19 protein-coding genes and 2 tRNA genes are annotated in these 16416 nt (G+C 42.4%); 7 read left to right on the top strand and 14 right to left on the bottom strand.

Features of this window, described 5'->3' with window-relative positions; translation table 11 throughout:
- Positions 1-31 precede the first annotated feature (31 nt).
- Genes C8D97_RS13870 through C8D97_RS13860 form a run of 3 tightly spaced genes read right to left on the bottom strand, consistent with a single transcriptional unit; the run spans position 32 to position 2162 of the window.
- Positions 32-1201, bottom strand: a complete 1170-nt coding sequence (locus C8D97_RS13870; protein ID WP_109764393.1) for a metallophosphoesterase — start codon at positions 1199-1201, stop codon at positions 32-34.
- Positions 1202-1237: 36 nt separating this feature from the next.
- On the bottom strand, positions 1238-1792 hold the full coding sequence (locus tag C8D97_RS13865; protein WP_109764392.1) for an HAAS signaling domain-containing protein: 555 nt from the start codon (positions 1790-1792) through the stop codon (positions 1238-1240).
- Between the two features lies 1 nt (position 1793).
- Positions 1794-2162 carry a PadR family transcriptional regulator gene (locus C8D97_RS13860; protein WP_109764391.1) on the bottom strand — a complete coding sequence of 123 codons (369 nt, stop codon included), beginning with the start codon at positions 2160-2162 and terminating at the stop codon, positions 1794-1796.
- Positions 2163-2281: 119 nt separating this feature from the next.
- Between C8D97_RS13860 and C8D97_RS13855 the strand changes: the two genes are divergently transcribed.
- The 6 genes from C8D97_RS13855 (at position 2282) to C8D97_RS13825 (ending at position 6006) form a co-directional block, all read left to right on the top strand.
- Positions 2282-2815, top strand: a complete 534-nt coding sequence (locus tag C8D97_RS13855) for a restriction endonuclease (RefSeq protein WP_109764390.1) — start codon at positions 2282-2284, stop codon at positions 2813-2815.
- A gap of 84 nt (positions 2816-2899) precedes the next feature.
- On the top strand, positions 2900-3613 hold the full coding sequence (locus C8D97_RS13850; RefSeq protein WP_109764389.1) for a hypothetical protein: 714 nt from the start codon (positions 2900-2902) through the stop codon (positions 3611-3613).
- A 440-nt stretch (positions 3614-4053) separates the two neighbouring features.
- Complete coding sequence (locus C8D97_RS13840) at positions 4054-4338, top strand: hypothetical protein (RefSeq protein ID WP_109764387.1); 285 nt, start codon at positions 4054-4056, stop codon at positions 4336-4338.
- 151 nt (positions 4339-4489) lie between these two features.
- Positions 4490-5017, top strand: a complete 528-nt coding sequence (locus tag C8D97_RS13835) for a hypothetical protein (protein ID WP_109764386.1) — start codon at positions 4490-4492, stop codon at positions 5015-5017.
- A gap of 98 nt (positions 5018-5115) precedes the next feature.
- Entirely contained in the window at positions 5116-5538 is a 423-nt protein-coding gene (locus tag C8D97_RS13830; RefSeq protein WP_109764385.1) for a hypothetical protein, read from the top strand.
- Positions 5539-5604: 66 nt separating this feature from the next.
- Positions 5605-6006, top strand: a complete 402-nt coding sequence (locus C8D97_RS13825) for a hypothetical protein (RefSeq protein ID WP_109764384.1) — start codon at positions 5605-5607, stop codon at positions 6004-6006.
- 46 nt (positions 6007-6052) lie between these two features.
- On the opposite strand, the gene vapC is transcribed toward C8D97_RS13825, so the two are convergent.
- The 3 genes from vapC to C8D97_RS13810 all read right to left on the bottom strand — a co-directional run bounded on the left by vapC (position 6053) and on the right by C8D97_RS13810 (position 6882).
- Positions 6053-6451 carry a type II toxin-antitoxin system VapC family toxin gene (gene vapC / locus C8D97_RS13820; RefSeq protein WP_109764383.1) on the bottom strand — a complete coding sequence of 133 codons (399 nt, stop codon included), beginning with the start codon at positions 6449-6451 and terminating at the stop codon, positions 6053-6055.
- Positions 6448-6642, bottom strand: coding sequence for a type II toxin-antitoxin system VapB family antitoxin (locus C8D97_RS13815; RefSeq protein WP_109764382.1), 195 nt, complete (start codon positions 6640-6642; stop codon positions 6448-6450). The genes vapC and C8D97_RS13815 overlap by 4 nt, the downstream gene beginning before the upstream one ends.
- 163 nt (positions 6643-6805) lie before the next feature.
- A tRNA-Met gene (locus C8D97_RS13810) sits at positions 6806-6882 on the bottom strand.
- 156 nt (positions 6883-7038) lie between these two features.
- Between C8D97_RS13810 and C8D97_RS13805 the strand changes: the two genes are divergently transcribed.
- Complete coding sequence (locus C8D97_RS13805; protein ID WP_109764381.1) at positions 7039-7689, top strand: peroxiredoxin-like family protein; 651 nt, start codon at positions 7039-7041, stop codon at positions 7687-7689.
- A 764-nt stretch (positions 7690-8453) separates the two neighbouring features.
- On the opposite strand, the gene ychF is transcribed toward C8D97_RS13805, so the two are convergent.
- The 8 genes from ychF to C8D97_RS13760 form a co-directional block, all read right to left on the bottom strand.
- Positions 8454-9545 carry a redox-regulated ATPase YchF gene (ychF, locus tag C8D97_RS13800; RefSeq protein WP_109764380.1) on the bottom strand — a complete coding sequence of 364 codons (1092 nt, stop codon included), beginning with the start codon at positions 9543-9545 and terminating at the stop codon, positions 8454-8456.
- 108 nt (positions 9546-9653) lie between these two features.
- Entirely contained in the window at positions 9654-10244 is a 591-nt protein-coding gene (gene pth, locus C8D97_RS13795; RefSeq protein ID WP_109764379.1) for an aminoacyl-tRNA hydrolase, read from the bottom strand.
- Positions 10245-10271: 27 nt separating this feature from the next.
- A complete protein-coding gene (locus C8D97_RS13790) occupies positions 10272-10913 on the bottom strand; it encodes a 50S ribosomal protein L25/general stress protein Ctc (RefSeq protein WP_245411460.1) in 642 nt (213 codons plus the stop codon).
- 323 nt (positions 10914-11236) lie between these two features.
- Complete coding sequence (locus tag C8D97_RS13785; RefSeq protein ID WP_109764378.1) at positions 11237-12184, bottom strand: ribose-phosphate pyrophosphokinase; 948 nt, start codon at positions 12182-12184, stop codon at positions 11237-11239.
- A gap of 492 nt (positions 12185-12676) precedes the next feature.
- Positions 12677-12751: transfer RNA gene (locus C8D97_RS13775), tRNA-Gln, on the bottom strand.
- A gap of 31 nt (positions 12752-12782) precedes the next feature.
- Positions 12783-13640: a 4-(cytidine 5'-diphospho)-2-C-methyl-D-erythritol kinase gene (gene ispE / locus C8D97_RS13770; protein WP_109764376.1), complete on the bottom strand. Its 858-nt coding sequence runs from the start codon at positions 13638-13640 to the stop codon at positions 12783-12785.
- A gap of 88 nt (positions 13641-13728) precedes the next feature.
- Complete coding sequence (lolB, locus tag C8D97_RS13765) at positions 13729-14364, bottom strand: lipoprotein insertase outer membrane protein LolB (RefSeq protein WP_109764375.1); 636 nt, start codon at positions 14362-14364, stop codon at positions 13729-13731.
- Positions 14364-16361, bottom strand: coding sequence for a tetratricopeptide repeat protein (locus C8D97_RS13760; protein WP_170115257.1), 1998 nt, complete (start codon positions 16359-16361; stop codon positions 14364-14366). Before C8D97_RS13760 ends, lolB begins: the two co-directional genes overlap by 1 nt.
- Between the last annotated feature and the right edge of the window lie 55 nt (positions 16362-16416).

Raw genomic sequence — 16416 nt, 5'->3', positions numbered from 1 at the left:
TCGTACAGTAGTACTCTGAAAGTAACACTGATTAGAGTAGTGTACGGCTTCCATCATCAGTTAGACGATAATATTTATTACTATCGATTAGCAAGCCTTCCGAGCTGCGCGGGGGAAAGCTGGTTAAGTAATCTTTTGGATGACTTACATCGATAGCGTATACCAGACCGTCATAAAGTTTTGAAACATTCCACTGGATGGTATGACCAACTACCACCGAGTTGGCATTAAAGGGTTTCAGTCCTTGTTTAATATCATCATGAGAAAGATCATCTTTAAAATACCCACGATACCATGAGGGGCCGGTTGTTGTTGATGTTAGAAATGCATTGTCATTATCACCCGGCTTTGTGTAATAAACTTCTCGATAGTTATCGCGAACTATCTGGTTGATTGAGTCGATAGAGTCATTTATGTTTCCAAGGTCAGGATGAATGCCGCCATGAACAAATAGATTTCCATTAATCACTTCCATCGTATTTTTGCTATTCATCCAGCGCCCAATAAAGGAGTTTTGGCCAAATAGCTGGTATTGATGTTTGCCGAGTATAGACGCGATGTAAAAATATTTTGGTGAAGCATCTTTATAGTTCCCTTGTAGCGCTTTGATTTCATGATTGCCCAAAATAAAATGCACTTTACCACCATGTTTTATAGCTTCCTTTTCTAATCGATAGATAAACCATAAAACCTGAGTCGTCGAAGCGCCGCGGTCAACAAAATCGCCAACCAGTACAAGATGACCTTTGTTGAAAATCCAGTTTAGCTGGTCATCAATTACTTTATTGGAAATTAAAAAATCCCGAAAAGATTTATATCCACTTTCAATATCAGAAATAGCAATTATGGGATGGTTATCATTATATACCGTAGGTGGGGATTGAATGTTAGAATCCAACTCAATTGTAAATTCTGTATCATCTTTAGGAAAGTAGACTGTTGAAGTAACGGTCTCTGATAGTGGTGATTTAATTTGATCAATATAAAAACCGTCATCTTGCGATCCACGTAGTGTGTTAATAACCAGATGGTCTTGGTCAAAAAATACATGAGGTCCTTCTCTATCCAGTTTGTAGGCTAAAGGATCTTCTATCAGATGTGCTGTTGCACCAATGTAGATTCCAAATGCCACTAAGATAAATAGCATAATAGTTAATGTGATAAAAAAGTGTTTTAAGTTATGTAAAACTGTTTTAAGCATATTAGTATCCTTTGCTATGATATTTTATTAATAGTGTTACAGCCGATGCTTTAAAACTTGAAGCAGTCGATAAGTCAGGTAACTCAGTGCGGCACTCAGTATGAGAGTTACAGGAATTATCCAGTGGCCTAAAATTTCTTTTGATCCAATATGAGGGTGCTCATGAAATGTGATGATCACACTGTTACCGTGTTCCGCTAACCAGACTCCTATGTCATCAGACAAAAAGATTTTAAGTATGGCGATAGCAAGTAAAAATAATGCAAAGCTAAAACCGGCAAATCCTGTTGAGTAATAAAGTCCCTGAGTTACTCCTTTTTTGACTGTTTGTATTGCGTTAAAGCCTTTAGGTGGCGGTGTTCCTTGTAAAATATGGTCAACATAATGTGCTGCCAAAGTGCGTGGTTCACCGAATCCTTCAAGAATTACTTGCACATCAACTGATTCGTTATTTTGTTCTTGCAGTTCCAGAGCATCGTAAATATGACTTTCTATTTCTTTAATCACTTCGTCACTGTCGCTTTTATTCAGTCGTGACAAGTATTTTTCCAAAGAGGTGATGTATTGATGAATGCTGTCTCTGTGCGACATTTTAATCTCCTTGTGGATTAACTGGTTTAGGTCCTGGATGATCAAGTAAATATTCAATATCACTGACTGATTGGCGCCAGCGCGCTTCTAATGCAGATAGCTTTTGATCACCTTGCTCAGTCAATCGATAATACTTACGAGGACGATTTTCGCCTTCCTGTATCCAGTTTGCTGTGATTTGTCCATCACGTTTCAGCCGATCCAGAAGCGGGTACAGCGTACCCTCGGTTATTTGCATGGTTTCAAAGTTATGTAGCAACTTAAGCAGTTCCAGTCCATATAATTTACGGCTTTTGAGCGCTGCCAGTATTACCAGTTCAAGTGAGCCTTTCCTTAGCTGTACATCCCATTTTTCATTTTGATGATTCAAATTAGAACCTTTTAACTATGTTATAGATTATATTATGTAGTGCAAGGTATGTATGTATAGCATAGTTCGTGGTTTGTGCAAACTATTTATTGCCAGTATTCTCATTAAGGCAAATATTGATGAGTTTGTTAAACTCAACGCATTCTTTTGACACACTTAAACAACAGCTTATGAGTATTAGCATACTGAATCGAGGGTGGATGATCCGCGCAGGCCGTGCCGGTAAATATTTTGATGAGTTTAAAAACAATCACTATGTTGCCGTAGGCTGGAATAAACTGGGGCCACTGAATCAATTAACGGATGATGAGCAGCGCAGGCAGGCCTACTTTGCAAACTATGGTAATGACAAACCCGCTAAAATCGGTAACGCATTGAGCATGATCAAACGCTTTGGTCACACAATTGAAAAAGACGATATCATTGTGACCTACAGCCCTAAATACAGGCATTATCTGATTGGGCGTGATAAAGGTGTGTTCAAATTTATTGATCGTATAGATGACGGCTACCGGCAAACCCGACAGGTTAACTGGATAGGCACTGTGGAGCGTGACCAGTTGACTCAAGGGACTCGTAATCAATTAAGTGCAACGTTAACTTTATTTGCGCTGAAAGCTGATGTGGTGGATGAGTTTATAGCGTTGTTGTAAGGGATTTAAAAAAAGCGATCTTTAAACCCCTAACTAAGTCTCAATCGTTTAAGTGTATTTGATTAGTACTTCAAAGAGAGTTTCATGAAAGTAATTTTAATCGTTATATTATTGGTAATGTTTTCACCATCGGGTATTAGCTGCTCATGCATTATCACAAAGAGTCTTAAAGAAAGATTTGAAGCACCATCTGTAATTGCTGTTTTGGAAGTTGACTCAAGTGTTTATATTGAAAGTAACGGACAAAGCAACTTTATCCAGTATACTTTGAAAACGATGGAGTCAATAAAAGGAAATTCACCTGAGTTTTATACAACAGAAGTTCGGGTTCCGACAAATACATGTACTCGCAAGCTAGAACAGGACGAACGTGTTCTTATAATTAAGTATGATTCTTCGTCGAAAATTAATGCGTCTAGTTGCTCACCTTATGTAAATCTAAAATACTTTGAACAATACAATCCTAACTGGCGTTGGTTAGCGAAAAATGCTGATAAAGATCAAGAGTTTTTTGATTCTATTAATTCAGAAAAGTCCATTATTGTCGAAAAGTTACTTAAAGAACCTGTTTTTGTTGACCTTGCTTCAACCTTTGATGATTATTTAATTTCAAAGCTAGAGAGAATTGCTTATGCGGATACTCGAAATATCAGACACAACGAAAGAGTAATGGTGGGTAATATTGTTCAGGAAATCATAGAGAGTTATTACTATCAAGATAACCTAGTATATCTTCGGGGTGAGCAAATCGTTCGAAGCTTTCTGATGAATAGATTTGTGATTAAAGTTAATGGATGAGTTTGTGAAAAGTGACTTTGGTATCAAACTTATTAAACAATTTAACCACTTTATGTTCGAGCGAGTTGAAGATAGTGTTCTTGAGCAATTATATCAGTCATCCATACAAGAATCAGTCCATAAGCGAGTTAAAGAAAAGATTGAGAATGTAACTAGAAATAGTCCTCTTTACCGTGGCTTGTAATTCAATGCCAATCCACTCATGCATGGAAGTTTTATCAGGATTTTTGTATTTACGACGCTTTGAATTTGTAAGTTATTGATTTAAAAGGGCGTTAAAAAGTGAGTCAGGATTTATATGCAGTAAAGCTACGTAGATACGGCATTGACTCCTTAACTGAGTTAGGTAAGTATCTGAAATCAATAAACAACTCTGTAAAATATAGACAAATGTTTGAATTTAATTGTGATTTACTGAATACAATCAGTTATGTTCAGTCATGAATATCGAATCCATCGAAATTGAAGATCCAATTGAATCGCATCGAACGGGTGCAATTGAAGTCTCCGTAACCACCAATACAGGTGATAAAAGGTGGTGCTTCTTTTTAACTCCTGAAGGTATGGCGGCTTGCGGAGATTGGATTGGTGGTACGAAGGTTCGTTTTCACTATGGCGCGTCACATATGATCTTTGTCTCAGAAATATCTGAGTCAATTATCAAGGCGGCGCTCAGGGATATTGATAAGCAAGGGATGCTTGAAAAGTGTACAATTTCGTATTAATTAATAAGAACATAACAAGCAAAGTCACAGCGACCAAATACTCTCCACTTCGTTTCCGTGCGGGAAAAGACTCGCACAAAAACCAAGCACCGGTATTTGGCGCGTGCTTTGGGCGTTAGCCGTTTAGTGCAATTTCACACAAGGAGTTATTTTGAAAATATATTTACTAATTCTTGTCGTTTTTCTTAGTGCGTGTAATTCAACACCCAAACAGGAAGTATCTTCGAGGGCAATTAAAAGTGAAGAAGTACCAATCTCTAAAAAGGTATATTTCTTTCAGCATAAAATTCTTCCCGAGTGGACTTTTACAACTGAAGGTAAATTTTATTCCGATTTACTTAAAGGCGATTTATCACACCTAAAAATGGCAGCTACAGAAGTTATTTCTAGTAATTATGCTAATGGCATAACTAGTGAGGTAATAAAAGGTAGTGATGCAATTTTAATTAAATTCCCTCAGCCTAAAGCTATGGCGAATTGTTTTTTCATACTAATTACAAAATCTGAAACTGAGTTTAATTTTTATACTTATGAAAAAACGATGAGCTTTGGAGATGGTGATCCTGTTATCGGTGTAGTAGGAAGTTGGTCTTCTGAAGGAAGTCATGGCAACTTAGGTGGTAGAACGTACAGTGAAGCATCTGATTTTGTCTCAGACGTTCTAGGGAAAAATGGCTAACAAGTCGTTTAAGGACAAAAAACAGTTGGCTTTTTGCTTCTGCGTCGCTTAATTTTAGCCAACGATTTTATTGTCTCTTAACGAGGCGTTAACTACCTATGGCCGGATATCACTACAAATTGGAGATCGTACCTAGTGAGGGAGAAATTCATCACGGCGAAAACTATTGGATTTCACAACAGCCTCAACCAGAAATGCTAAATGAATTTAGAAAAATTCTTCCTAACGATAGTACATGGGGAGAGACGGAGGAGTTCCGTTCTGAAACAAATCACTCAGTATTAAATATCTGGTGGGAAGATGATAAAGTTTGGAGTGTATTCGTAGAGTATGCCCCGGTTGACGAAGGAAAAGATGTCTTTCTTGATGAAATTTTGAGTATTTGTGAAAAATTCAAATATGTTCTTTATTCACATAGGTCGAAGAAAAGAGTTCAGCCGAACAAGAAAGAGCTGTGGGAGGATTTTAAGTTGGGTCATCCATTTAGTATTTATAAGGATCGGCTGAATGAATTTCACTAATCAGTAGTTAACCAGTAAAGGCAAGCGAAATAAAACGACATTCACCTGCTTAGGGCGTTAACTGATATGAAGAATATAATAATCTCGATACTCTTATTGCTACCATTGTCTTGCTTCGCTTGTAGAGTGAGCATTTATGGTAATACCGAAATCAAGAAGAAGGCGAATGCTGTTTTCGAGGGTTTAGTAGTCGGTGTAGAGCTTACATATTATCAGGAGCACTTGAAGGCAAAGTACAATACTGAAGATTATGAAGCTGGCGGATTTCCTGTATTGATCATGGACACTACTCCAGAGCACATTGTCAGCGTTTACGTGTTAAAAATACTGGAAGGTGATATTAAGCCAAATAGTACTGTTAAGATAAAACTTGGCGGTTGTGGAGTACCGGAAGCTAAATTACGCCAGACTGCAATATTCTACCTACAAAGCGATAATAATTATGCTTTACCGCAGTATACCAACTAAGGTAGTTAACCAGTCAAAGCAGTAGATAAACTATCTGTTTGAGGCGTTATCCATTGTAAGCCACCTTCAAATCAAGGTGTTCAGTAAAAGGTTTAAAGTCTCTATCTATGTAAAGAAGACTCATTTTTGTTTCAATACAGAAGGAAGCAATAATTACGTCATTGGTCTTGCGAATTGTAATCCCTTTTTTGCGTAAGGTTCGAAAGTTGTTTGCGCATTTAGTTACCATTGATGGACTAAACATAGAGTACTGATCCAGCAGTGACAGTTTGGTTTTTACTTGCTTATATTGCTTATCGTCTCGGATGCCTTGAAGAATCTCTAAAAAAATAAGATCTCCCATCGCAAGTGTTCCCTCGACTAAGCATTCATCTAGCAAATCTGTTTGGGGGGTGATTTTTCCATTTAAGTAATCTACCCAAACACTTGTATCGGCCAGGATCACTCGTTATTCCTCATTTCATCCAGGCTACCTTCCCATTTGATTTTACCGCGCAAACTTCTTATGGATTGCTGTTTGCTTCGCTTTACTAATAGCTTAAGTCCTTGTTCTACAATTTCTTTTTTGGTTTCCAGACCAGTGGCCTTTATAGCTTGTGCCATAAGGTCATCGTCTATTACTATGTTTGTACGCATAAAGCACCTATGTGTATAGAGTGGTTGTTTATACACATTATAGTGCTGACAAAAAAACATAACAAGCGAACCCTAGAGGGCAGTTGCGAGTGGCGAGCTTCTAGTTTCGAGAAAAAGCAGGCATAAAAAAAGCCCGCACTTTCATGCAGGCTTTTCGGAATAATGGTAGCTAGGAGTGGAGTTGAACCACCGACCCCATCATTATGAGTGATGTGCTCTAACCAACTGAGCTACCTAGCCACAACCTGACTTGCGTCAGGAGGCGCGTATTTTGCTGATTTAGCGGCCGTCTGTCAAGGCCTTTGCCGAGACAAATTTAGATATTCTAAATTGGCTGTAACGAATCGCCTCTGGCGCCGTCTAGAAGACACATTAATTCAACAAAACAAGGCAATTATGAAAACTAACCTATTGTTATCATTAGTATTATTCATTTCCTCAGGTTTACTGGCTGAGCAGCGTACCAGCATTGCCGATACCGCAGATGATGTGCATCCATTATTGGTGGGGCAAACCGTGCCTGATGTGCCTGTGTGGAGCCCCGAAGGCAAGCCCTTGTCACTGACCAAAATGGCCGCGGATAAGCCCATGGTGCTGGTATTTTACCGTGGCGGCTGGTGCCCTTACTGCAATCATCAACTGAATGAATTGCAGGATATTGAAGACGAGCTGGTGGCCATGGGCTATAGGTTGGTGGCGATCAGCCCGGAATTGCCCGACAACCTGAAAAAAATGCAAAGTGAGCGTGATTTAAGCTACACATTATTGTCGGATTTTCGTATTGAAGTGGCTCGCGCTTTTGGTCTGGCGTTTCGTATGAAAGACAAAACCGCCGACATGTACAAAGAAAAGCTGAATGCGGATTTGCAAAAATTTAAAGGCGAGCAAAAATATAACTTACCGGTGCCTGGTGTGTTTGTGGTGGATACCGATGGCGTGATTCAGTTTTCTTATGTCAATCCAAACTACGCGGTTCGACTGCATCCTGAGTTGTTGCTGAAGGCTGCAGAAGTGGCGCTTAAAGGTGAGAATGTTAGGAAGCATTAATATTTTAGTATTTGAAATATTGGATGACATTAAAGGCGCGTTATGCGCCTTTTTTATGTGTATTCTTTTGAACAATAATATTAAAGCCAATTTTATTGTGATTTTGCTTTTAATTTATAAATCGGCGTAAGTTGATAACCGCGCGGTTTCGCCCCGCTGGGCGACTCACTTTTTTCAAGAGCAATAAAAAGTAAGCAAAAATGCCCTTTCGCTGCGCTAGCAATTTGCTCAGTAAGTGATTTAGATTACTGTAAAACCTTAACGGTTCTTTGCGCTTGATGACCGCTGACGCTTGCAACATAAGTACGTTAAGAAGGGCTGAAATTTGGTGCTTCACTACTTTATGTCTTGAACCAAGCTACGTACATATATTTATAGAATCTGCAATCTATGATGAGTGTATGTCTTGAAATGCGCGTCAGCAATATTCCTTTAATTCAGTAGCTTCAGAATAAACTCAATACTTTTTGTGTTCTCTTAACGAGTATCCCCGTGATAACGGAATAGGGCTCTTTTGCCTACTTTTCTAGCTCTTGAGAAAAGTAGGTCGCATGCAAGCGTTAGCGATGCGAAACGCTTTTCATTCTTCCTTATATAGATCTACTAGCAAGTTCTTAAATGCCTAAAAAAAGTGAGTCGCTCAGCAGGGCGAAACCGCGCAGTCTCAGATACTCCGATGTCAAAGAAAAAATTCGTACTAATCACAATTCGATAGACATAAAAAAGGCAGGTTTCCCTGCCTTTAAAAAACAAAACGCAAAGTGTTAAACGTTAAACCGAAAGTGAACCACATCACCATCTTTAACAATGTATTCCTTTCCTTCGAGTCGCCATTTACCAGCGTCTTTGGCACCTTGCTCACCGTTTAACTCAACGTAGTCATCATAAGCGATAACCTCGGCGCGAATAAAACCTTTTTCAAAGTCGGTGTGGATCACACCCGCGGCTTGTGGTGCGGTTGCGCCCACTTTAACCGTCCAGGCGCGTACTTCTTTTGGCCCTGCGGTAAAATAGGTATGCAGGTTTAATAATTCATAACCGGCACGAATCACACGGTTTAGACCCGGCTCTTCCAGTCCCATTTCTTCCAGAAACTCCGTTTTTTCGTCGTCTTCAAGGCTGGCGATTTCTGATTCCATAGATGCGCAAACCGGAACAACTACTGCGTTTTCAGAAGCGGCAAACTCACGCACTTTATCGAGTGCTGGGTTGTTATCAAAACCGTCTTCATTAACGTTGGCAATGTACATGGTGGGTTTTGAAGTGATCAGGTGCAGTTGTTTTACAATTTTTAATTCGTCTTTATCAAAGTCGATGGAGCGAACCGCATTGCCTTCGTCCAATACCGGCTTTATGCGATCCAAAATTTCAAGACGGGCTTTGGCGTCTTTGTCGCCGCCTTTGGCCAGTTTTTGTGCGCGATGCAATGCTTTTTCTACGCTTTCCAGATCGGCCAGCGCCAGTTCTGTGTTGATGACTTCAATATCGGCGATGGGATCAATTTTACCCGCAACGTGAATTATGTCGTCGTTTTCAAAACAACGAACCACATGGGCAATGGCATCGGTTTCGCGAATGTTGGCTAAAAATTTATTGCCCAAACCTTCGCCCTTTGAGGCGCCTTCAACCAGTCCGGCGATATCGACAAACTCCATGGTGGTCGGTAATACTTTTTCAGGGTTCACAATAGCGGCCAGTTTATCAATGCGGGGATCGGGCACGCCAACCACACCAGTATTGGGATCGATGGTACAGAACGGATAGTTCTGCGCGTCGATGCCTGCATCGGTTAATGCATTAAACAAGGTGGATTTACCTACGTTAGGAAGACCTACAATGCCACAATTAAAACCCATGATGTTTAGCCTTTGTTGCTCCTTTCGAAAACATTAAATGTTTATTAACTGGAAAGGACGTTGTCTGTGATTAAAAGATTGCCGTATTGCTACGTCAATCGAAAATGTTTAGTCGGTTGCTTTAAGGCTGTGCAAATATTGCATCGCCTTGTCGTGATGACCACTGATAATATCATCGATGCTGCGAACGGCTTCGTCGTTGGCTTCATCTATATTTTGTCGTTCTTTACTGCTCGGTTTGCCGAGTACAAAACCGGTGACTTTGCTTTTATCGCCGGGGTGACCAATACCCACACGCAACCGATAAAAGTTTTTCTGATTTCCCAGCTTGTCGATAATGTCCCTGAGTCCATTATGACCACCGTGTCCGCCGCCTTTCTTTAAACGAATTTCACCGGGATTAATATCCAGCTCATCGTGCGCTACTAATATTTGCTCTGGCTCCAGTTTAAAAAATTGCGCCAGTGATGCAACGGCTTTACCGCTTAGGTTCATAAAAGTAGTGGGGATCAACAATCGGACATCGCGTTGATGAATGATACCGCGACCCGTCAGACCAAAGTGTTTGCTGTCGGCTGACAGTGGGATGCTGTATTGATGAGAGAGTTGTTCGACAAACCAGGCGCCAGCGTTGTGGCGGGTGTCTTGATATTGTGAGCCTGGATTGGCCAGGCCCACAATAAGCTTTATTGCGGACACGTTACGATCTGAACCGCAAACGAAGAGTTACTCTTCGCCGCTTTCTTCAGCGGACTCTTCGCCGTCTTCTTCAGAAGAAGCTTCTTCTGAAACGCCACGACGACTAACAGTAACAATCGCGTGATCGTGATCGTCACCCTGGATAAGATCAGCAATTTGAATGCCTTTACCCAGTTTGATGTCAGACAGATGTAATACATCGTTGATGTCCATGTCTGCTACGTCAACTTCCAGGTACTCAGGTAAGTTTTTCGCGGCACAAACCACTTCAACGGTATTCATTTGATGCTGAATTAAGCCACCATTTTTAACACCAACACATGATTCTTCGTTGATGAAGTGTAATGGCACTTGCATGTGAATTTCTTTGTTATCGGATACACGTAGGAAATCCATGTGAGTCACTTTTGGCTTGAATGGGTGACGTTGCATGTCTTTTAAAATGACTTTGTGTTTTTTACCGTCGATAACCAAAGTTAATACGTGCGAGTAAAAGGCTTCGTGATCCACGTGCATCAACACTTCTTTGTGATTCAGTGTTAATGGCTGAGGCTTTTTGTTTCCGCCATATACGATGGCAGGAATGTTGTCTGCTTCACGACGTAGGCGGCGGCTCGCACCTTTCCCCATGTCTGAACGCAGTTCAGCATTCAATTCGAATAAATCCATGATATTGCTCCAATTTTTCATTAATAAGCCAGCTTCCGCGACCAAAAGCTGGACGTACCCTCATTACGAAGGGCGGCAAATTATACAGTTTTGATGGCAGCAGGTAAACCTGTTTTGTTGCGAGTTGCGAGTAAGGAAGGAGCGAAATACAGAGCAGGGTGCGAGTTTAGGTTTGAGGTTTGAGGTTTGAGGTTTGAGGTTTGAGGGGGCAGTTTTAACCCTTGACAAAAAAAGGAGCCAAACAGGCTCCTTTTTACTCGAGACTCGTCACTCGCTGCTCGAAACTGTTTTAGCTCGAATTTATGTTTTCGAGCTAAAGCCAATCAATCCAGAAACATCGACGATAAAGATTCTTCTTCGTTGACGCGTCGAATGGCTTCGGCCAGAACATTGGACATGGTCATTATTTCAATGCGATCACAGGATTTGGCGTCGTCCGATAAAGGAATGGTGTCGGTGACGATCAGCTTGTCCATGTCGGACCCTGAAATATTGCCGATGGCTTTGCCAGATAGAACCGGGTGGGTACAGTAGGCGACTACCGATTTGGCGCCGTGCTTTTTCAATGCGCCAGCGGCTAAACAAAGGGTTCCGGCGGTATCGACCATATCATCAACAATCACACAATCGCGGCCTTCTACGTCACCAATGATATGCATGACTTCGGACTCATTGGCTTTTGGACGACGTTTGTCGATGATGGCCAGATCGGCGTCGTTCAATCGTTTTGCTACAGCGCGGGCTCGAACAACACCACCGACATCGGGCGATACCACCATCATATTGTCGGTGTGATTTTTCAGAATGTGATCCAACATAACTGGCGTGGCGTAAACGTTATCCACCGGGATATCGAAAAAGCCCTGAATTTGATCGGCGTGTAAATCAACGGTTAATACGCGGTTGATGCCCACAATCGCCATCATGTCGGCAACGACTTTGGCACTAATGGGTACTCGAGCAGAACGAACGCGTCGATCTTGACGGGCGTAGCCAAAGTAGGGAACTACGGCTGTGATTCGGCCAGCAGAAGCACGTCGCAATGCGTCGGCCATCACCACCACTTCCATCAGGCTGTCGTTGGTAGGCGCACAGGTGGACTGAATAATGAAGACGTCTTTGCCTCGAACATTCTCAAGAATTTCAACGTTTACTTCGCCATCGCTGAAACGACTGACGGTGGCTTCACCCAGTTCTATTTCAAGATTTTTGGCAATTTGAGCGGCAAGTTCAGGCGTGGCGTTACCACGAAAAAGCATCATGTCAGACATGGAAGGGTTCCCAGTTGTTCACAGATTTGTTTGATGAAGTGTTGAGGTGCGAATTTTAGCTGGAAATGGCTAGTTTGAAAATAGCGAACTTGATGCAGATGGTAGACAAGTGACACCATTAGAATCCGATCGTTGCTTAGTCTGTCTGTCAGGTCATTGTTTTATATGAAAGTTTTATTGTCGGAGTGGCTTAAATTGATGAATGACGACAAAGTACAAAGATAATCTGAATTAGCTGGATCCTGCCGAAAATTCCTTCGGTTAGAAAATCATCCTTGTTTTGGTTGCTGTTCAATAGGCAATAGGATTGTAGGCGACAGATAAAACAGTGATGGAGCCAAGGTATCTAAATGACTACTGGCTGACAGTGGGACTCATTCGCGACTCACGCAAATTGCTTGCAAGAAATACCATTGATCACAGATCAATTTTTAAAAACAATGAGTTTCCAAAGGCTTCGAATAGAAAAGAGATAATAAACAAAGAAGAAAATGGCAGGGGTGGCAGGATTTGAACCTACGAATGACGGGATCAAAACCCGTTGCCTTACCGCTTGGCGACACCCCTGTGGGAGTTGAATAGCACTTATGGAAACATGTTATTCAAAAAGCTTGGTATGAACAGGAGAAGTGTTTACTCCGCGAGCCACAAAGTTGGGCCATTCACACCGGCACGCTATTTTACGCGCTTCTCGCTCGTTGTCAAAGGGTGCAAACAAACAACTTCCACTGCCTGTCATACGAGCATCGGGATTAAACTGCAGTAGCCAATCACGAACCTTTTTAACGTCAGGATAGAGGTCAAACACAACCGGTTCCATAACATTGGAACCTCGCCTGGGACCACCCTGTGCGAGAAAGTCGCGTATTTTGCTGATTTCACTGTCGCGTGTCAACGCTTTATTTGAAAAAATTTTCTCGGTGGATACAAAACATTCAGGATGCACCACCAGGTACCATAATTCGGGCAATTTATGAGCGGTTAACTGTTCGCCAATGCCTTCGGCCCAGGCGGTTTTTCCTTTAACAAAAACGGGAACATCGGCACCAAGGTGTAAGCCGAGGTTGGCGAGGGTATCGAGAGAAAGTTCGCATTGCCACAATTTATTTAACGCCAACAAGGTGGTTGCACAATCGGAACTGCCACCACCTATGCCACCGCCCATGGGCAGTCGTTTTTCAAGGGTGATATGAACGCCTGCATTATCAGCCGCATAAGGACGCAGCAGCTGCGCCGCTTTTAATACCAGATTGTTATCGTTAATCAATTGCGGAGCATTGCAGTCGAGCGTCACGCTGCCACGGTTGTTGACTTCAAAAGTTAACTCGTCGCCATAATCGAGTAATTGAAATACGGTTTGCAGCAAATGATAGTTGCGCTCATTTTTACCAACAATGTGCAGCATTAAATTCAGTTTTGCCGGAGCCGGTAACGTCAGTGATTGCGATGAATTCATGGCGTGATAACAGAGCCGTTAATGTTTTTTCGGTTGATGGTTTTAAAAGGTGTCATTATGTAACAGTTGTCACTATGAAATAAAATGCTTAATCATGATTAACAAACGCCCAGTCATAAATGGCAAACTTAATGGTGATGTCCGGGTGGGTGGCGCGTAATTTTTTAGGCATCGCCAGGCCATAAAAACTTTGGTAGCGGTTAAACGATAGTTGCCATTGATCGAAGGCAATGGATTCAACATAGCCCTGTGGATTGAGCTGGTATTGCGGCGCATTTTGATGCAAGCCTAAAATCCATTGTTGCAGTTGATTGATGGGAATATGCCAGCCTGTGGTTTGCCACAATAGTAATTGAGCATCGTCGCCCTGATAAACTTCATCACCGGATAACTTGATGGTCGCACCGGTTGGCGTTTGTGTTACCAGTGCGTAGGTGGCGCCCAGTGCTCCGTAAATACGAACGCTGGTGGTTTGCTTGTTTTTTTGCCAGCTGATATTGGCCGAGTTGGACTCGCCATTGGCGATAATGCCAATACGACCGGTCAGTTGCCAGTAATCCAGCTGCGACAGATAATCACTGCGTGCTTCCGGTGTCAGGTTTTGCGGCAATTCTGGCGTTGGTCGCATCAATGAACAGCCGCTAACAACCAGAACAAACATCATTAGCAAGGGGGCGAAGTACCATTTTCCAGGCATAGAGTGATCCACTGAACTATTTGTCATCAGTCGTTTTGTTCCGGAGTAGCCAGCTGATACTTTGTGATCAACTGCAAAATTTGCCCGTGTTGATTCAGCTGCGGCCAAAATTGTTGCAATAATTTTTCGGCATCGGATTGTTTGTTATTTTCCACCAGTACCTCGATTAAGTGAGCGAATACATCGCGTGAAGCTTCCAGTTTCAGTGCGGTTTTCAGTAACTGCTCTGCTTTATCGAGATTGCCTTTGCGATAATGCACCCAACCCAGACTGTCGATCACCGCACCACTTGAAGGTAATGACTGCTGGGCTTTTTCGATCAGCTCCAACGCAAAGTCGAGTTCTTTATTGCCATCGGCCAGGGTATACCCCAGAGCATTTTGAATATGAGGATTATCGGGATCCAGCTGATGGAGCTGACGCAGTTCCTGTTCCATTAATTCAAGCTCACCAGTGCTTTCCCGAAGTAAAGCACGCGAGTAAAGAAGGTCGATGTTATCAGGGTTCTGCTGAATGATTTGACTCAGAAACTCAATCGCCTGTTTGGCGTTATCGTCTTCCGACAACAGGCTGGAGACTCGTAAATACCAGTTATTATGCAAGGATTCAGGAAGGCGTTTTGCCATGGCATTGGCGTACTCAACCCAGTCATTTTCCGGATTGATTTGATGCATGGCTTCAAAGTGTTTTACAGGAACATCGGCCGTTTGCAGGCTTCGGTTAATGAATCGGGCGAGCCATTCAATGGCTTCAAGCTGTCGATCCAGTCGCATTAATAAATCAGCGCGCAACACAATGCTTTTTTCTGCCTGCTCGGGCTGACTGTTTAATGCGTATTGCTTTAATCGTTTCAGTGCTTCTTCTTCGCGTCCCATATTAACCAGTAAAAACGCCAGTCGCTGCTGCGCGGCGTACCAGTAGTTGCCACTTTCAACCTGTTTGTAACAGGCAATGGCCTGATTAAACTGTTCAATCCGTTCGGCGGTATCACCGCAATAATAAAAGGTGAGCTGAGGTTTATAGCCGGTGTCGAGCAATTGGATAAACATATCGTGCGAGCGATTGAAATCTCGCTGGCCGTAGTAGCTTGCGGCAACCAGATACTGCGCTTGAAGATTGTTTGGATCGGCATTGAGCCATTGTTTGGCCGTAGCGATGCTCTTATCGAAGTTTTTGTTGCGGTAATAATCTTGGGCTAACGCGGCATAAGCACCAGTATTTTGCGGATTTTGCAGAAGCAACGTCTGCAAAAATGGCGTGACCTGTTCGGCGTTACCCTGTTGTTGTAACCACTGGATTTTCAAATTGATGGCCGGTGCAAAAGTTTGATCCGTACGAATGGCGGCTTCGATTGCCTGTTCTGCTTTGTTGGAAAAACTGTCGTTTTTACTGAGTTGTGCGGCTTTTGTGTAGGCATCGGCCAGCAATGACCAGGCTAATACCGAGTCGCTGTGTTGCTGCAGGTAGGTTTGCCAGAGCGCAAGGGTTGAGCCCTGAAGGTATATTCGGCTCAATCCGGACAGTTCTGCAAAGGCGTCTTCGGCATTGCTGAATTGATCGATCAGTTTTTGGGTTTGTTTTAGCGCTTCGTTAATGGCGTCTTCTCGTAACGCTTCGGACTGATCAAATTGCATCAGTTGACCCAGTATATTCGCTTCAATCGCCTTTTGACTGTTGGGCTGTTGTTCGAGCCAGGCATTGGAGGCCTGAATTAACGCTGCCGGATCTTTGGTTTTTTGCGCCAGCACGATGGTTTCGGCAGCAATCTCCGGATCCGGGTAAATGGTCAGGGCATATAAATAATGGGTAACGGCGGTTTCCAGCTGATTATTGCCTTGTGCCAGCTCGGCGGTAAGAATGGCTTTATACAAATCGGAACGCTGACGATCGGATAACTGCTTTTTGCTGATCAACAGTGGCGTCGATTCAGAGTTACTTTGGTTACTGGTAGCGCTTTTGCTGCCTGTTGTTTGGCAACCGGTAATCAGCAGTAGAGCGACTAATATGAGTATCGTTGGTTTCATTCGCAACAAGATCATCCTTTATGGGGTAATCGTATTTATCGTTCGATAACTTAAT

This window comes from Pleionea mediterranea (assembly GCF_003148745.1).
Taxonomy (GTDB): domain Bacteria; phylum Pseudomonadota; class Gammaproteobacteria; order Enterobacterales; family Kangiellaceae; genus Pleionea; species Pleionea mediterranea.
Note: the sequence above shows the minus strand (reverse complement) of the source record. Positions and strands in the feature narration are given on the sequence as shown.